The 16,712-nt window shown below is 68.7% G+C and carries 19 protein-coding genes; 10 read left to right on the plus strand and 9 right to left on the minus strand.

The features are described 5' to 3' along the window. The first annotated feature begins 76 nt into the window (after positions 1–76). Both glpX and ACL03I_RS25060 read left to right on the plus strand, forming a co-directional pair. The gene (gene glpX / locus ACL03I_RS25055; RefSeq protein WP_355078610.1) at positions 77–1,120 is read left to right on the plus strand and encodes a class II fructose-bisphosphatase; all 1,044 of its coding nucleotides are present in this window, start codon (positions 77–79) and stop codon (positions 1,118–1,120) included. A gap of 421 nt (positions 1,121–1,541) precedes the next feature. After that, positions 1,542–2,945, plus strand: coding sequence for a class II fumarate hydratase (locus ACL03I_RS25060; RefSeq protein WP_412807077.1), 1,404 nt, complete (start codon positions 1,542–1,544; stop codon positions 2,943–2,945). 79 nt (positions 2,946–3,024) lie between these two features. On the opposite strand, the gene ACL03I_RS25065 is transcribed toward ACL03I_RS25060, so the two are convergent. The 4 genes from ACL03I_RS25065 to ACL03I_RS25080 form a co-directional block, all read right to left on the minus strand. After that, positions 3,025–3,882: an acyl-ACP desaturase gene (locus ACL03I_RS25065; RefSeq protein WP_412807078.1), complete on the minus strand. Its 858-nt coding sequence runs from the start codon at positions 3,880–3,882 to the stop codon at positions 3,025–3,027. Between the two features lie 100 nt (positions 3,883–3,982). Continuing rightward, complete coding sequence (locus ACL03I_RS25070) at positions 3,983–4,564, minus strand: LGFP repeat-containing protein (RefSeq protein WP_356966749.1); 582 nt, start codon at positions 4,562–4,564, stop codon at positions 3,983–3,985. A 189-nt stretch (positions 4,565–4,753) separates the two neighbouring features. Next, positions 4,754–6,139, minus strand: a complete 1,386-nt coding sequence (locus tag ACL03I_RS25075; RefSeq protein WP_412807079.1) for a PhoH family protein — start codon at positions 6,137–6,139, stop codon at positions 4,754–4,756. Positions 6,140–6,405: 266 nt separating this feature from the next. After that, the gene (locus tag ACL03I_RS25080) at positions 6,406–6,774 is read right to left on the minus strand and encodes a DUF488 domain-containing protein (RefSeq protein WP_355078605.1); all 369 of its coding nucleotides are present in this window, start codon (positions 6,772–6,774) and stop codon (positions 6,406–6,408) included. A gap of 86 nt (positions 6,775–6,860) precedes the next feature. Here ACL03I_RS25080 and ACL03I_RS25085 point away from each other — a divergent pair, with 86 nt between their 5' ends. Beyond that, a complete protein-coding gene (locus ACL03I_RS25085) occupies positions 6,861–7,133 on the plus strand; it encodes a hypothetical protein (RefSeq protein ID WP_039800723.1) in 273 nt (90 codons plus the stop codon). A gap of 7 nt (positions 7,134–7,140) precedes the next feature. Here the strand turns inward: ACL03I_RS25085 and ACL03I_RS25090 are convergent, their stop codons facing one another. Continuing rightward, positions 7,141–7,563, minus strand: coding sequence for a limonene-1,2-epoxide hydrolase family protein (locus ACL03I_RS25090; RefSeq protein ID WP_412807080.1), 423 nt, complete (start codon positions 7,561–7,563; stop codon positions 7,141–7,143). Between the two features lie 23 nt (positions 7,564–7,586). Next, complete coding sequence (locus tag ACL03I_RS25095) at positions 7,587–8,303, minus strand: TetR/AcrR family transcriptional regulator (protein WP_355078603.1); 717 nt, start codon at positions 8,301–8,303, stop codon at positions 7,587–7,589. Positions 8,304–8,416: 113 nt separating this feature from the next. Between ACL03I_RS25095 and ACL03I_RS25100 the strand changes: the two genes are divergently transcribed. The 5 genes from ACL03I_RS25100 (at position 8,417) to ACL03I_RS25120 (ending at position 12,737) form a co-directional block, all read left to right on the plus strand. Further along, complete coding sequence (locus tag ACL03I_RS25100) at positions 8,417–9,613, plus strand: FAD-dependent monooxygenase (RefSeq protein ID WP_355078602.1); 1,197 nt, start codon at positions 8,417–8,419, stop codon at positions 9,611–9,613. A gap of 207 nt (positions 9,614–9,820) precedes the next feature. Further along, positions 9,821–10,207 (plus strand): hypothetical protein, encoded by a 387-nt coding sequence (locus ACL03I_RS25105; protein WP_379255291.1) that lies wholly within the window; start codon positions 9,821–9,823, stop codon positions 10,205–10,207. Beyond that, on the plus strand, positions 10,204–10,782 hold the full coding sequence (locus ACL03I_RS25110) for a DUF3558 domain-containing protein (RefSeq protein ID WP_355078600.1): 579 nt from the start codon (positions 10,204–10,206) through the stop codon (positions 10,780–10,782). Before ACL03I_RS25105 ends, ACL03I_RS25110 begins: the two co-directional genes overlap by 4 nt. Positions 10,783–10,800: 18 nt before the next feature. Beyond that, positions 10,801–12,000: a hypothetical protein gene (locus tag ACL03I_RS25115; RefSeq protein ID WP_412807081.1), complete on the plus strand. Its 1,200-nt coding sequence runs from the start codon at positions 10,801–10,803 to the stop codon at positions 11,998–12,000. Beyond that, positions 11,997–12,737, plus strand: coding sequence for an ESX secretion-associated protein EspG (locus ACL03I_RS25120; protein ID WP_412807082.1), 741 nt, complete (start codon positions 11,997–11,999; stop codon positions 12,735–12,737). The genes ACL03I_RS25115 and ACL03I_RS25120 overlap by 4 nt, the downstream gene beginning before the upstream one ends. A gap of 7 nt (positions 12,738–12,744) precedes the next feature. Here ACL03I_RS25120 and ACL03I_RS25125 read toward each other — a convergent pair whose 3' ends face one another. After that, a complete protein-coding gene (locus tag ACL03I_RS25125) occupies positions 12,745–13,329 on the minus strand; it encodes a TetR/AcrR family transcriptional regulator (protein WP_356966761.1) in 585 nt (194 codons plus the stop codon). Positions 13,330–13,398: 69 nt separating this feature from the next. On the opposite strand from ACL03I_RS25125, the gene ACL03I_RS25130 reads away from it, so the two are divergent. Beyond that, positions 13,399–14,151: an MBL fold metallo-hydrolase gene (locus tag ACL03I_RS25130; RefSeq protein WP_412807083.1), complete on the plus strand. Its 753-nt coding sequence runs from the start codon at positions 13,399–13,401 to the stop codon at positions 14,149–14,151. 12 nt (positions 14,152–14,163) lie between these two features. Here the strand turns inward: ACL03I_RS25130 and glyA are convergent, their stop codons facing one another. Together glyA and ACL03I_RS25140 are read right to left on the minus strand one after the other, a co-directional pair. Beyond that, positions 14,164–15,459, minus strand: coding sequence for a serine hydroxymethyltransferase (glyA, locus tag ACL03I_RS25135; RefSeq protein WP_355078595.1), 1,296 nt, complete (start codon positions 15,457–15,459; stop codon positions 14,164–14,166). Positions 15,460–15,574: 115 nt separating this feature from the next. Beyond that, positions 15,575–16,153: a TetR/AcrR family transcriptional regulator gene (locus tag ACL03I_RS25140; RefSeq protein ID WP_412807084.1), complete on the minus strand. Its 579-nt coding sequence runs from the start codon at positions 16,151–16,153 to the stop codon at positions 15,575–15,577. 93 nt (positions 16,154–16,246) lie between these two features. Between ACL03I_RS25140 and ACL03I_RS25145 the strand changes: the two genes are divergently transcribed. Further along, positions 16,247–16,708, plus strand: a complete 462-nt coding sequence (locus ACL03I_RS25145) for a PaaI family thioesterase (RefSeq protein ID WP_355078593.1) — start codon at positions 16,247–16,249, stop codon at positions 16,706–16,708. The last annotated feature ends 4 nt before the right edge of the window (positions 16,709–16,712 follow it).

Consider the following 16,712-nt stretch of genomic DNA (forward strand, 5'->3'; position numbering starts at 1 on the left):
CGAGCAGGGGTGTACGGCCGTGCCACATCGAATGAGACAATTGACCGGTACGTACCGACGCACAGGAGGCCCCGCAATGACGGCAACTTCCCCCACACCTAGCCGCCGCGAGGCGCCCGACCGCAACCTCGCACTCGAGCTGGTCCGCGTGACCGAGGCAGGGGCGATGGCCGCGGGCCGGTGGGTCGGACGCGGCGACAAGGAGGGGGGCGACGGCGCGGCCGTCGACGCCATGCGGCAGCTGGTCAGCTCGGTGTCCATGCGCGGCATCGTCGTCATCGGCGAGGGCGAGAAGGACGAGGCGCCCATGCTGTACAACGGCGAGGCCGTCGGCGACGGCACCGGCCCGGAAGTGGACTTCGCGGTCGACCCGATCGACGGCACCACGCTGATGTCCAAGGGCGTGCCCGGCGCGATCTCGGTGCTCGCGGTCGCCGAACGCGGCGCCATGTTCGACCCGTCCGCGGTGTTCTACATGCACAAGATCGCCGTAGGCCCCGACGCTGCCCACGTGATCGATATCTCGGCCCCGATCGCGGAGAACATCAGCCGGGTCGCCAAGGCCAAGAATTCCGCGAAGTCCGACCTGACCGTCTGCATCCTGGATCGCCCCCGGCACGCCGAGCTCATCCAGCAGGTGCGTGACGCGGGCGCCCGCATCCGCCTGATCTCCGACGGCGACGTCGCGGGCGCGATCGCCGCCGCCCGCCCCGACTCCGGCACCGACATCCTGGTCGGCATCGGCGGCACCCCGGAGGGCATCATCGCCGCCGCCGCGATGCGCTGTATGGGCGGCGAGCTGCAAGGCATGCTCGCGCCCAAGGACGACGAGGAGCGGCAGAAGGCCATCGACGCGGGCCACGACCTCGACCGCGTACTGACCACCGAGGACCTCGTCTCCGGTGACAACGTGTTCTTCTGCGCCACCGGCGTGACCGACGGCGACCTGCTGCGCGGCGTGCGCTACTACGGCGGCGGCGCGTCCACCCAGTCGATCGTGATGCGCTCGAAGTCCGGCACGGTCCGCATGATCGACGCCTACCACCGCCTGACCAAGCTGCGCGAATACTCTTCTGTCGATTTCATCGGCGACGAACACGCGGTCCCGCCGCTGCCGTAATTTTGCAGCGCCTCCGGCGCTGGTGTTCGCGGCCCCCTTGTGGCTCGCGTTTGCGCGACCACCGCTGGCGACTTCGTCGCGGACGCGGTGGCCGCGCAAACGCGAGCCGGGCCGCGAACGGCGCATGCTCGGTCTCGCTTCGCTCGAAATCGGGGGCTGGGGTCGGTGGTCCTGCAGGTTGGAAACCGGCAGCACCCGATGCGCGCCGTTGATGGCCCCCCGGCAGCCTCCACCCGTCGCTTCGTGCGCCTCTTGCGGACCGCATGTACCCGCATGTTCGGGACGGGGACACAGCTTTGAGCCGTGTGGGGCGGGGAACCGGACAACAGTTCGTATTCCCGAGCGAAGGCCTGCCGAGGTGTGCGAATGACCTCAGGCGTGGCTGCCCCACGGGCCGCTGCCGCGGCATAGGGTCGGGATCATGAGCGAGGAGACGCAGTACCGCATCGAGCACGACACCATGGGCGAGGTCCGGGTTCCGGTGGACGCTTTGTGGCGGGCGCAGACCCAGCGGGCCGTGGAGAACTTCCCGATCAGCGGACGCGGCTTGGAGCGGGCGCAGATTCGCGCGCTCGGCTTGCTGAAGGCCGCGTGTGCCACGGTCAACCGCGACCTGGGGCTGCTCGATCCCGTGAAGGCCGATGCCATCATCGCCGCGGCGAACGAGATCGCGCGTGGCGAACACGACGATCAGTTCCCGATCGACGTCTTCCAAACCGGTTCCGGCACCAGCTCGAACATGAACGCCAACGAGGTGATCGCCTCGCTCGCCAAGGCGAAGGGCGTCACCGTCCACCCGAACGACGACGTGAACATGTCCCAGTCGTCCAACGACACCTTCCCCACCGCAACGCATCTCGCCGCCACCGAAGCGGTCATCACCGATCTGGTTCCCGCGCTGGAGCATCTGCGGCTGGCGTTGCTGGACAAGTCCACGGAATGGCGCACCGTGGTGAAGTCCGGCCGCACGCACCTGATGGACGCCGTCCCGGTGACCCTCGGCCAGGAGTTCGGCGGCTACACCCGGCAGGTCGCCGCGGGCATCGACCGCATCATGGCCACGCTCCCGCGGCTCGGCGAGCTGCCCATCGGCGGCACGGCGGTCGGCACCGGGCTGAACGCGCCCGAGGGTTTCGGCGCGAAGGTCGTCACGGAACTCGTGCGCGCCACCGACATCGATGCGCTGCGCGAGGCCGAGGACCACTTCGAGGCGCAGGCCGCGCGCGACGGTCTGGTCGAGGCGTCCGGCGCGCTCCGCACGATCGCGGTGAGCCTGACCAAGATCGCCAACGATATTCGCTGGATGGGCTCTGGTCCGCTCACCGGCCTGGCCGAGATCCAGCTGCCGGATCTGCAACCGGGCAGCTCGATCATGCCCGGCAAAGTGAACCCGGTGCTGCCCGAGGCGGTGACCCAGGTGAGCGCGCAGGTGATCGGCAACGATGCCGCGGTGGCGTTCGCGGGCGCGAACGGCGCATTCGAGCTGAACGTGTACATCCCGGTGATGGCGCGCAACCTGCTGGAGTCGATCCGCCTGCTGGCCAACGTCTCCCGGCTGTTCGCCGACAAGTGCGTGCGCGGCCTGGTCGCCAATGTCGAGCACCTGCGCACGCTCGCCGAGTCGTCGCCTTCGATCGTGACGCCCCTGAACTCGGCGATCGGCTACGAGGAGGCGGCGGCGGTCGCGAAGGAAGCGCTGCGGGAGAAGAAGACCATCCGCCAGACGGTCATCGACCGCGGCCTGCTGGACGAGAAGCTGACCGAGGAGGAACTCGACCGCCGCCTCGACGTGCTCGCCATGGCGAAGGTGAAGGAGCAGGACTGACCCGCGCCGAAACGAACGCCACCTCGGTAGCCGGAAGGCTGTCGAGGTGGCGTTCGTGCGCTGCGCCCGGGGATGCGGATCAGTCGCGCAAGTGCGCGAGCTCCTCGCGCGCCTGCTCCCCTTCCGGACCGAAATCGGTGCGGGTGAAGATGTTCCACCGCTTCAGCAGCGGGGCGAACACCAACTCACCCTCCTTGGCGCGGTCGTAGATGCCCGCCTCGGCGAGCACCACATCGCTGTCGCGGCCGTCCGGCAACGTCACCGTCGGGACCTCGAAGCCCGCGACCCGGTCGGCGATGGCCCGCACGGTCTGGTCCGGCGCCAGATCGAGCGCGGCGGAGACCAGGTCGGCGAAGAACACCGACTGCAGTTCGTCGTCCAGCGCGATGCGCTCGGCGATGGCGGTGACCAGGGGGTTCTCCTCGAGCGCCGCGATGTTGCGGTGCCGGATCGCGCTGGCGGCCTCTTCGAACGCGCAGGTCGCCAGCACGTCGAGCAAGTGCATCGCCGGGCGGCGGAAACCCTTGGTCATGTGCTCCATGCGCAGCCGCTCCAGCTCCACCGGATCGACGGACCTGGTCACCATGAGGTAGTTGCGGATGGTGATCTCGTGGCGGTTCTCCTCGGCCGTCCAGCGGCCGACCCAGCGCCACCACGCGCCGGTGCGCAGGTACTTGCCGATCTCGCGGTGATACGAGGGCAGGTTGTCGGCGATCAGCACCGAAACGGTCAACGCCAGCTTGGCGGTTTCGCCGAGCTCGGACTGCTCCGCCGCCCAGTCGGTACCGCCGAGGAAGGCGAAGTTGCGCCCGTCGTCCCACGGCACGAAATCGTGCGGCTGCCACCCATCGGCGGCCTCCACGTGCTTACGCAGCAGCAGTTCTACGTCCACCGCGAGCGATTCGAGCAATTCGCGATCGGTCAGGAGAGTTTGCACCGAGATAACCTAGCGGCTTGGCCCGCGGAGCGGGGCGGATGGATGGGATTCACAGGCAACCGAGACCACACCGCGATCCCGGACGCCGAGTATCTGGTTCCTACTTCGGCGTGACCGTGATAGTACCGTTCACCCAGGTGATGGTGCCGCCGGTGAAGTCGCTCTGCTTGCCGCCGGGGATGTCCTTCTCGTCGCTGATCGGGTAGCCGAGCTGTCCCTGCGCGCCGCCGTTGTCTTCCCAGGCCTTGCGGATCTCACCCCAGACGACGTGCGCTTCGCCCTCCTTGGGTTCGTAGATCGTGCCGCCCGTGAAGTCCTGGTAGTGCCCCTCGTCGGGTGCGTCCTCTTCGGCCTGCAGCGGTGCGCCGAGCGGACCGGTCGGGCCGCCGAGCTGCACATACTTGTCGTAGATGGCGCCGGAGACGGCGATCTCCCCCGCCGGGGTCGCGATCTTGGTCGTCGCCTCGGCCGCGCCCGTGGTCGTCGGGCTCGCGCCGGTGTGCGTGGTCATCCCGGCGGTGGTGGTGGGGCTCGCGATCGAGGTGACCATACCGGTCATGCTGGCCATACCGGTCTTGGCGCCGTTGTCTTTGTTGTCGTCGCCGCCGCAGCCGGCCAGGACCAGCCCTGCCGCGGCGAGTACTGCGGTGAATCCAGCCGTTCGTCGAGCGAAGTGGTGCATGTCCATCCTCTCGCTGTGGGCTGCCGGCGCACCACGGATTCCGTGACGACGCCGCGCATAGCCTCGGCCGTTGGTCAGACGATGACCCGGTGACCGACGAGCGGCCACCGGGTCATATCGAACTGCTATCGCGGCCGATGATACCCACCGGACATGCGGTGAAACACGCCGGCGAACGGCGTCGCGGGATCAGGCGTTGGGGCCGTACTCCTCCAGCATCTCGGTGACCAGCGCCGCGATCGGCGAGCGCTCGCTACGGGTCAGCGTGATGTGCGCGAAGAGCGGATGGCCCTTGAGCTTCTCGACCACCGCCGCGACCCCGTCGTGCCTGCCGACGCGCAAGTTGTCGCGCTGGGCCACGTCGTGGGTGAGCACCACCCGCGAGCCGGTTCCCAGACGGCTGAGCACCGTGAGCAGCACATTCCGCTCCAACGACTGGGCTTCGTCCACGATCACGAAGGAGTCGTGCAGCGACCGCCCGCGAATGTGGGTCAGCGGCAACACCTCCAGCATGTCGCGGCTGAGCACCTCCTCCATCACCTCGCGGCTGGCCAGCCCGTCGAGCGTGTCGAAGACCGCTTGCGCCCAGGGGCCCATCTTCTCGCTCTCGGTGCCGGGCAGATAGCCCAGGTCCTGGCCGCCCACCGCGTACAGCGGGCGGAAGACCACCACCTTGCGCTGCGTGCGCCGTTCCAGCACCGCCTCCAGGCCCGCCGTCAACGCCAGCGCCGACTTGCCGGTCCCGGCCCGGCCACCGAGCGAGACGATGCCGACGCTCTCGTCCAGCAGCAGGTCGAGTGCGATGCGCTGCTCGGCGGAACGCCCGTGCAGCCCGAACGCCTCGCGCTCGCGGACCAATTGCACCCGCTTGTCCGGCGTGATCCGGCCCAGCGCACTCGAGCTGACGCCGAGCAGCCGGACGCCGGTGTGGCAGGGCAGTTCTCGCGCTTCGTCGAGATCGATCACCGACTCGGCGTAGAGCTGATCGATGCGCGCCGTGCTGACGTCGAGCTCGACCATGCCGGACCAGCCCGAGGTCACCACGTCCTGCGCGTGGTACTCGTCGGCGTGCAAGCCCACCGCACTGGCCTTGACCCGCAGCGGAATGTCCTTGGACACCAACACCACTTCGCGGCCCTCGGCCGCGAGATTGAGCGCACAGGCCAGGATCCGCGAGTCGTTGGTGTCGGTGCGGAAGCCGACCGGAAGGACCGCGGGATCGGTGTGGTTCAGTTCCACCTGCAACGTTCCGCCCTCGATGCCGATCGGCACCTGCTGATCCAGCCTGCCGTGTTGCAGGCGCAGATCGTCCAGATTGCGCAAAGCTTCTCGCGCGAACCAGCCCAGCTCGTGGTGGTGCCGTTTGGCTTCGAGTTCACTGATGACCACCAGGGGTAACACCACGTCGTGTTCGCCGAACCGCGTGAAGGAACCGGGATCCGACAGCAGAACGGAGGTGTCGATGACGAAGGTTTTGCCGGGTAATTGCGAGGGGCGGGCCCCCTTCGCGGCGGCTCCGCCTTTCGCGGAGCGGGAGTTCGCCGAGGGAGCGGAAACGGAGCGTGCAGCAGTCACGGTGGGCTCCTCTGTGTTCATGCGGCAGTCGCACGAACGATCTCGCTGGACCGGTCCGTCCTGATGGACCCGACGTTGCCGTCAGATGCCACGAGGGCCGGGCTCCGGCCCCCTCGTACTGAGTAGCTCAGTCACGGTCAGGACCTCCCGTACGAGCCACACCGCCGCGGCCCGCACACCCGACGCTACCTCCGATTCCGGTGTCCGCGCTCGGGGACTGCGAGGCGTGTCCGTGAACATGTCGTAAACCCGCACGTCGCGAGGGTTCAGCGCAGCACGTCGAGCAACACCGGAACATGGCTGTGCGCCGGATCCTGTACGGCCGTGAGCAATGTCACCGGAGCTTCGGCTGCCAGGGCGCGTAAATCCCGCAAATCTTGCTGAACCTCCGGCGCGGCGAGTTCGGCACGGTAGCGGCGGGCGAATTCCGGGCCGCGCGCGTCCCGGTCGGCGTGGAACCAGCGCCGCAATTCGGTGGTCGGGGTGAGCGCTTTGGGCCAGCGATCGACCCGCGCTTGCGCTTTGGTGATGCCCCTCGGCCAGAGCCGGTCGACCAGCACCCGGGTGCCGTCGTCGGGGTCGGGATCGTCGTAGACGCGCTTGATCCGGAAGCCGGGCCGGGGTTGCGGTGTCATAGCGGTTATCGCAGCACGACGTCCGGGCCGGGACGGGATTCGCCACGCGGTCGCTGTCGCCCGATTCGGCGGATAGAGTCGCTGGTATGTCCGGTAACGAGGATTTGGAGAAGCTGTCGTCGAAGGAGCTGCACGACCGGGCGATGAAGCTCGCCGTGCGGCGGGGGGATGTGAAGTTCCTGTGGCGGCTGCTCACGTCGATCCCGGCCGCGGAGGCCGCCGCGGGCAATGTCGGCGAAAGCGAGGCGGACATCAAGTACGTGCTGCCCATGCTCGACGACTACGTCCACGCCGGTGACGGCGCGGTGGCCGAGGTGCTGCGACCGGTCTATCTGGACTACCTGGCCCAGCACTCCTGAGACCAGGTCAGCGGCGGGTGAGCGCCGCGCGCCAGAGGCCGACAGCCGTGCCGCGCAGGAGGTTCGCCCAACCGAAGTGGTCGTGCCACAAGATGATTCGGCCGTCGCGTAGCCGGAAGGTGCCGGTCACCCAGAACCCGACGCGCACCGGACCGAAGCGCAGGTAGTCGGTGCGGTCGGTGAGCACGACCTCGCCGTCGGCGGCGATGTGGTGCATGTCCACTCCGAAGCCGAGCCAGTCGCGGCGCAGGCCGCGCAGCACGCCGCCGACCCGGCGGATGCCCTTCACATCGGGCAGCGAGGTGTTCTTCCAGACGATGTCGGGGTGCAACAGGTCGATCGCCTCCTCCGAGGCGCCCATTTCCAGCGCGGCGAAGAACTCCCGCACCGTGGTGGTCGAGTCCTGTTTCAGGTCGGGTTCGTCGGTCATGGTCCGAGCGTAGGCCGCTGCGGTCACCCGCGGCGCGCGATGAGCACGGCCAGTCCGTCGAGGATGCGCTCGATGCCGAACTTCAGCGCGCCGTCCCCGCCCGCGGCCGCGCCGCCCTCCGCGAACGCGGCGACCGCGGCCGGATATCGATCGGCCGCGGCGGCCACCATTTCGGCGAACTGAGCCGCTATCTGCTTCTCGAATTCGTCGGCGTCCGCCAGTCGCACCTGCTGCGCCAGGCTGCGGGCATGCCCGGTCAGCAGGACGATCGTGTCCAGCCGTTCGGCGGCGGTGAGCCCGGTCCCGGCGAGCGCGCCGAGCGCGGACTCCATCCATGCGACTTCATTCGGGCCGACCGGCCGCAAACCGACCGACACCTCCATCGACCAGGGGTGGGCGCTGAAGCGCGCGTAGATCGTCTCGCACCACACGCGCAGCAGGTCGCGCCAGTCGTTCTCCGACGCCTCCTCGCCCGCGCTCAGTTCCGGCGGCGCGCCCAGCGCCGTGTCCAGCATCAGTGCGACGAGTTCGGCCTTGCCCGGCACGTAGCGGTACAGCGACATCTTGGTGAAGCCGAGGCGCTCGGCCAGCCGCTGCATGGACAGGTTCGCCAGCCCTTCGGCGTCGGCCAGCGCGACGGCCTCCGCGACGATCCGCTCCAGCGACAGCGCGGGCTTCGGTCCGCGCTTGGGCCGCTGACCGGTACCCCAGAGCAGTTCCAGTGTGGTCGGTGTCGGCATGCCCGAAATCCTTCCGGAGAACGTCTTGACGTGAAACTGTGTCTACCATACGCTAATCAGCGTCCATCGGATACAGTTTCCACTGGACACAGATTTGAGACGAGGAGAACTCCATGCGCAACACCACCGTGCTCATCTCCGGCGCGAGCGTCGCCGGACCCGCGCTGGCCTACTGGCTGCACCGCTACGGCTTCGCGGTCACCGTCGTCGAGCGCGCTCCGGCGTTGCGCCCCGGCGGTCAGGCGATCGACTTCAAGGGCAGCACCCACCGCACCGTGCTGGAACGGATGGGCGTGCTGGACGACATCGAGCAGCGCAAGACGGGCACGACCGACACCGTCTTCGTGGACGAGCGGGGCGCCGAGCTGGCGCTGATGTCGGGTGATTTCACCGGCGGCGATGTGGAGATCCTGCGCGGCGACCTTGCCGAGATCTTCTACCGGCGCACCGCCGACCGTTGCGAATACCTGTTCGGCGATTCGATCACCGCGCTCACCGAGACCTCGGCCGGCGTGCACGTCGAGTTCGAGCACGCGGCCGCCCGCACCTTCGATCTGGTCTTCGGCGCCGACGGCATCCACTCCCGGGTTCGCAGGTTGGCGTTCGGTCCCGAGCGGGACTTCGTGAAGCACCTGGGCTACTACTACGCCGTCGCGGGCGCCAGCCCGTGGAGCGGCAAGACCACCGGACCGCGCGAGCGGGTGGTCGCCCGCGGCCACAACGCTCCCGGCCGACTCGCGGTCAGCGGCGGACCGAAGGCACAGCAGATGTACATGTTCGCCGCGCCCGAGCTCGACTACGCCCGCGACGACATCGCCGCTCAGCAGCGCATCCTCGCCGAGACCTTCGCCGGAGTCGGGTGGGAGGTGCCGCGAATGCTCGCCGAGCTCACCGAATTCGGCGACTTCTACATGGACTCGATCAGCCAGGTCCAGATGCCCGACGGTTACACCAAAGGACGTGTCGCGCTGGTCGGCGACTCCGGGTACGGGAACACCCTCGGCGGCTTCGGCACCGGGCTCGCCGTGGTCGGCGCGTACGTCATCGCGGGGGAACTGGCCTTGGCGGGCGGCGACCATACTGTCGCCTTCGCTCGCTACGACGAGCACATGAAGCGCTACGCGAAGATCGCGGGCAACAGCAACGCGGGTCGCTTCCTGGCCCCGAAGACCGCGCGGGGCATCAAGATGCGCAACTGGTTCCTCGGTTCCCGGATGTTCGCGCTGATGGCGAAATTCGGCGACAACGCCGCCAACGACATCGATCTGCGGGACTACCCCGCACTGGTCGCCGCGGCGAACGCGCGCTGACCGCTCGTCAGCGGCCTTGACAGCGATCGGCCCCGCCGCACCCGCCGGGGCCCGGCACAACATCCCAGTTGGGAACCGTCGCGCGGCCGACGACGAGCGGCGCGACGGGGCGACGGGGCGACCAGAGGATTCGGCTGTGTTTCGATGGAACCGGAGCGAGACGGGTTGCGTCTATAAGGTCAGACGGCACTGACGGAAGGGGCGGCAATGGCGGACAGCCCGTTTCCCGGGTACATCGAAGCTGCGAAAACCGGGGCGTTGCGGGTGCGGATGGACCCGCAAGCGTTCGTGGACATCGACCGGGCCTGCCAGGAGTTGATCGACACGCTCGTCGCGGCACAAACCGACGCGCGCGAGCTCGGTGAGCGGCAGCACTGGGGGCTGGGCGAAGACAATCCGAAGCTGACCTCCGCCCTCGAACTGGTGCGGCTGTTCCGCGAAAAGGCCTTCGGTGGCCCGAACAACGCCTTCGACACCCTCACCGAGTACATCTCCGTGGCGCAAGAGATCAAATCCATGTTCGAAGCCATCCGCGACGGCTACGTTCGGACCGATACGGAATTCGCGGCGGCACTGCGGGAGCTCAGCGTATGAAGGCCGGAACAGCCTTTCGGGCAATCGGATTCGTCGCCGGAGCGGCGAGCTCGGTCCTGCTCTCCGGATGCGGCGGGACGACATCGAACGATCCGGCCACATCGGCCACCGGCGCGACCGAGTCCCGTTCGAGCGCATCACCACAGACGAACGCACAGCCCGCGTTCGATCCCTGCACCGCACTCACACCCCATTTGCTCGCGGAGCGCCAGTGGGACTCGAGACCCCCGGAACCCAAACAGGACAGCCAGGGCGGCGTCACTTGGAGGGGGTGCCGGTATGTCGCACGGGCCGGGTACGGATTCGTCGTCGAGACCACCAACGGCACCATCGAACAGGTACGCAGCAAATACCCTGCTGCCGTGGATATCTCGGCGGGCGATCGGAAAGCCGTCCGCTACGAAGCCCGTCCGGACGTACCGGGCGGCTGCACGATCAACGTCGAAATGAGATCCGGCTCGCTCTACATCCTGACGAATGTGCCGCAGACGTCGGCGAACAAGCACCTCGTCGCCTGCGATATCGCCACCGATATCGCCAGAGCAGTCGCACCGCTGCTGCCCGCGGGCAGCTGAACACCGGGGGAAGCGATCATGAGACAGACCGACGGACGCGCGATCACCGATCCGGAGAACGCGCAGAGTTTCTCGCACGCGGAGATCAAACAGGCTGCCGAGGCGATGAATCCGGCCGCGCTCGACGGTGCGTTCGCCGCGTGGTCGGCCATCGCCGCTGCGGTGACGAACGCGGGCCAGCGCTTCGAGGACGCGATCAAGAACGCGGTGGAACAGCACTGGGAGGGGGCGGCGGCCGACAGCGCGGTTCGCGGCGTGCGAGATTACGCGGCGCGGGTGGGCGAACTCGGTGACGCACTCGGCGCGCAGAGTCTGCCGCTGTCGGCGGCGGCGGACGCCGCGGCGAAGTTCAAGCTGTCGGTGCCGGATGTGCTGGACACCTCGAATGGCACGGCCGATCCGGCACAGCGCAATTCGCGGGAGGAGCAGGCCCGCGACGAGATGAACACCCAGTACATCCAGCCGTACGGGGCCACCGCTCCGGCTATCCCGACGCTCCCGCCCCCGGTCGCTCCTGCCGCCGCGGCGCCGATCGGTGCCGAAACCGGCACGGGCGTGGAGACGAGCGCGGACGTCGGCTCGCAGGCCGTGGCGGGCGCCCGGTCCACGGACAACTCCCCATCCGGCAGCTCGCCTTCGGCCGCGGACACCGCCTCCCCCGCCGGTTCGGCGGACGACGGCGAGCAGGCGGACCAAGCGCAGCCGGAAGCCGAGAACACACCGCAAACCGTCACGTCTCAGGCGGTTTCCCAGAGCCAGGACGCCACGCCGACCACTCCGGCATCCACCGCCGCGAGGACGCCGACGTCCACTTCGGCCACATCGGTCGCGCCCTTCTCCTCGCCGCCGCCGCAAACGACGCCCACCACCGTCGTCCCGACCTCGCTCAACGGCAGACCGAACGGCACGCCGAGCAAGCCGGCCACCCCGGGCACGACCGGAACCCCGAACGCCTCGGACAACCAAGCGCGCCCGGGCACCTCTCGGCCCGCCCAGCCCACCGTCCCCGCCGCGGCGAACGGGCAACCCGCCGCACCGGGGCGCCCGGGAGCGACGGGCGCTTCGGGGTACCCGGGCATGATGCCGCCGGGGATGCGCGGCAGGCGCACGGACGACGACGAGCACAAGTCGCCGAAGTACCTGCGCACCGAGGAGCACGCGAAAGAGTTGCTCGGCGAGGTGAAACCGACGGTGCCGCCGGTACTCGGTGAGCAATGACGGCGCAGTGGTCACTGTCGGCCGAGCAGTTCGCCGCGGCGTGGTTCGCAACGGGCTTGGACCGCATGCCGTTTCCGTTCCGGTTCACCAGCCGCTTCCCCGGTCTCAACGAGTACCGGGCGTATCAGCAGCAGTTCCGCGCCGAGCTCGGGCGGGACGAACGGCTGCCACTGCGCAGCGCGATCAGCACGCTGGCCGTTCCGGACTGGCGTATCGAGCTGTTCGGCTACGACAACACGCGTGCGGGCGTCGAACTGCGCGCCGTCGCCTGCGGCACCCGTTCCGGCTCCGGCGTGCTCGCCGTGCAGTCGCCCGCGCCGGACGGCGGCCGAGTCCGGTTGCGCCGCTGCCGGGTCGATCAGCTCGCCACCGAAGTGGTGCGCTTGCTCCCGGACGCCACGGCGGGAACGGTGGGTGAGAAGAGCTTCCTGCTCGACGATCTCAACGACGAGCGCCCCGATGTGTTCGGCAACGCGCCCGCCAGCCAGGCGAAAGAGCGTTACCGGCGCTTCTGGCGGCAGTCGTGCGCCACCCGCGGCACCGCCGTCGTGCTGCTCGGGCCGCGCAACGCCGAACCGCTGCGCACCGGCCGCCTCCGCTGGATCGACACGCCCGACGGCCGCTACTGCGAAGTGCCCGCGAACCGCGCCCTGATGATCCGGCCGGGTACCAGCGCCGATATCGCCCGTTACCTGGACGAGGCGATCGTGCGGGCGAAGGCGCGCATGGACAGGTAGTACCGGATCACCGCGCCGCGAGGTGGGCGGTGACGAGGGTGTCGAGCAGCACGTCGAGATCCGGCCACGGAAAACTCGGGCGATCCTGGCGCAGCATCACCAGACCGTGCAGGGCCGCCCACAGGCAAGCCGCGGTAGCGGTGGGATCGGCGCTGCCGGTGGCCGCCACCGCATCCACCAGGTGACGAAAAACCGGCAGGCCGGGCAATTGAGCATCGGTCGGTTCCCAGCCCGGGGTGCCCGCGGTCGCGAACAACACGCGGTAATGGCCGGGATGGTGCAAGCCGTATGCGCAGTAGGCCCGGCAGATCTCGCGCAGCCGAGTGGCAGCATCGCCGTCCGGCAAGGCCGTCAGCACGGCGCCGAACTCGGCGAAGCGAGCCTCATAAACCGCGGTCAGCAGTTCCCGTCGATCCGCGAAGTGCAGGTAAATGCTCTGCGGCGCGATGCCCACCGCGCGCGCGACGGCGCGCATCGACAGCGACTCCTGACCGTCCAGCGTCTCCAGTAGGCCACTCGCGGCCTCGATCAAGTCCTCGCGCAGTTTGCTTCCCGCACCGCGGGGGTTTCGATTCCTCTTCGGTGGCGGCACCTTGACAGATTAACAAGACGGGTGTCCACTAACAACTGTCAGCAGACACCCGTCTAGTCAGGAAATTCGATGTCGGTCACTGTGACTCGCGTAGTGCATGCCAGCGTTCTGCTCGACTTCGGGGGAGCGAGAATTCTCACCGACCCGTGGCTGTCCGAGCGGCCCTTCTATCGGCAGGGTGAGCCGCGCAGCATTGCCACCGCCGCGGACCTGCCCGAACTGTCGGGCATCGTGATCAGCCACGGCCACTACGATCACTGCGATCTCGGCGCACTGGCGGCCTACCCCGACAAGTCCGTCCCGTTCGCGGTCGTCCGCGGCCTCGCATCCCGGGTCCGTGCCGCCGGATTCCGCAATGTCGTCGAGTTGGATCCGTGGGAGCAGACCCACCTCGGCCCGATCGAGGTCACCGCGGCGCCCGCACGTCACGGCGTACCGGAGATCACCTTCGCCCTGCGCGCCGACGGCACGAGCGTCTTCTTCGGCGGCGACACTTTGCGCATCGCCGAATTGGACGAGGTGGCCGTGCGCTATCCGGAACTCGACCTGGCGCTGCTACCGGTCAACGGTTTGCGCATCCGCCCCGCGTTCAACCGGCAGGTCGTCATGGACGCCGCGCAGGCCGCCGAACTCACCCGAGCCCTGCGCCCGCGCCTTGCCGTTCCCATCCACTACGCGTTCACCAGCGGCCCGATCGGCGACCGCGTGATGACGAAGGCCCAGCGCGACCCCGGGCTCTACGTCGACGCATCCGCCGCTATCGCGCCGGACACGTCCGTCCACGTCCTCGCCCCTGGACAACCGTTGATCGTGTCGTCCTGAGCGCTCGGCGATTCAGCCCAGCAGGCGCCAGTCCTCCAGGCCGTCGTACAGCGGGACGTCCTTGGCCAGCTTGCTCACCCGGGCGCGCAACGCGTCCAGGTCGGCGCCACCGGCCAGCGCGCTCGCGATGATGTCGGCGACCTCGGCGAACTCGGTGTCGCCGAAGCCGCGGGTGGCCAGCGCGGCGGTGCCGATGCGCAGGCCGGAGGTGACCATCGGGGGACGCGGGTCGAACGGAACGGCGTTGCGGTTCACCGTGATACCGATCTCGTGCAGCAGGTCCTCGCCCTGCTGGCCGTCGAGTTCGGAATTGCGCAGGTCGACCAGCACCAAGTGCACGTCGGTGCCGCCGGTGAGCACGCTGATGCCCTTGCCCTTGACGTCGGCGGCGGTGAGCCGCTCGGCCAGGAGCTTCGCGCCGGACAGGGTGCGCTCCTGGCGATCCTTGAACTCCGCGCCCGCGGCGATCTTGAACGCGACGGCCTTGGCGGCGATGGCGTGCATGAGCGGGCCGCCCTGCTGTCCCGGGAACACCGAGCTGTTCAGCTTCTTGGCGTACTCCTGCTTGGCCAGGATCAGGCCGGAACGGGGACCGCCGAGGGTCTTGTGCACGGTCGAGGACACCACGTCGGCGTAGGGCACCGGCGAGGGGTGCAGACCGGCGGCGACCAGACCCGCGAAGTGCGCCATGTCCACCCAGAGGTAGGCGCCGACCTCGTCCGCGATCGAGCGGAACGCCGCGAAGTCCTGGTGGCGCGGGTAGGCCGACCAGCCCGCCACGATCACCTTCGGACGCGCCTGCAAGGCGATGTCGCGCACCTCGTCCATGTCGACGCGGTGGTCTTCCTTGCTCACTCCGTACGAGTGCACCTCGTAGAGCTTGCCGGAGAAGTTCAAGCGCATGCCGTGGGTGAGGTGACCGCCGTGCGCGAGGTCGAGACCGAGCAGCTTGTCGCCCGGGTCCATCAGCGACATCAGCACCGCGGCGTTCGCCTGCGCACCGGAATGCGGCTGCACGTTTGCGAATTCGGCGCCGAACAGCGCCTTGGCGCGGTCGCGCGCCAAGGTCTCCACCACGTCGACGTGCTCGCAGCCGCCGTAGTAGCGCCGCCCCGGGTAGCCCTCGGCGTACTTGTTGGTCAGCACGCTGCCCTGTGCCTGCAGCACCGCGCGCGGCACGAAGTTCTCCGAGGCGATCATCTCGAGCGTGTCGCGTTCGCGGGCGAGCTCGCCTGCCATCGCGGCAGCGAGCTCCGGATCGAGCTCACCGAGAGACTGGGAATTGACAGAGGCGGTCGTCTGCGTCACGTGCCTCAGTCTATGGGCCGTCGGCGTTGTCCTCGAGCAGGGGGTTCACCCCTCTCGGTCGGCACAGGCTCGGCACGCGGTCCGCCGGACCACACTCGATCCGGTGGACAGGCGCTCAGCGGGACGCGCCGCCCTCCGGCAAGTAGTTCTCCAACAGCACCGCGAGATGCCGCTGGGCGTCTTCCAGCGGCCGGGTGGACTTCATCGCCCGCGACTGGACGATGGCTCCCTCCAGCGCGCTGAACACGAAACTGCCGAAGGAGCGCGCCTCTTCGGCGGACAAACCCGCATCGGCGAGCGCCGAGCCGAGCCGCTCGTGCCAGTCGGCGAACACTTCGCCCGCCGCGGCCTGCACTCGCGGCTCGGACTCGGCCAGCGCCGCCCCGAGGATCGGGCACCCGGCGCGGTATCCGGTCTGCTCCAGTGTGGTGACCCACCAGCCGAGCAACGAATCGAACCAGCCCGGAGGCGGCGCGGCGGTGATCTTCTCGACCACTCCGGCGATCCGGGCTCCCGCGACCCGGGTGGCGGCCTCGACCAACTCACCTTTGCCTGCGGGAAAGTGCTGGTAGAGCGAGTTGCGCGAGGCGTTGCCGCGTTCGAGTAAGGCGGCCAGTCCGGCGGCGTGCACGCCCTGCTCGCGAACGAGTTCGATGGCGCTTTCGATCAGCCTGGTGCGCGGCCCTGCGGTCATGCGAATTCCTTGCTCACTGTTGCGTGAACCGATCGGTCCATGTTGCAATCATGTCAGATGTGGACCGATCGGTTCATCGAAAGGATGCGATTCATGTCCGAAACCACCGTCGACCCGACTCAGCTGTCCGGTCTGGAACTCCTGCGTGTCGCGATGACCAGAACGGATCGCCCGCCGTTCATAGGTGACCTGCTCGGCATGGAGGTCGATGAACTCGAGCACGGCAAGGTGGTCTTCGCGCTGCGCACCCGGCCCGATTTCGCCAACCCGCTCGGCACCACACACGGCGGCATCTGCGCCACCCTGCTCGACTCGGTGATGGGCTGCGCGGTGCACACCACCCTGGAGCCAGGCGTCGGCTACACGACGCTGGAACTGAAGATCAACTACATCCGGGCCGTGCCCACCGACGGACAGCGGCTCACCGCCACCGGCACCACGATCCACCTCGGGCGCACCACCGCGACCGCCGAGGGACGCGTGGTCGACGAGCAGGGCCGCCTGGTCGCGCACGCCACCACCACCTGCGCCATTTTCCGCCCACATCGATCCTGAGGAG

The sequence above is a fragment of the Nocardia sichangensis genome (assembly GCF_047200615.1).
Lineage (GTDB): Bacteria > Actinomycetota > Actinomycetes > Mycobacteriales > Mycobacteriaceae > Nocardia > Nocardia sichangensis.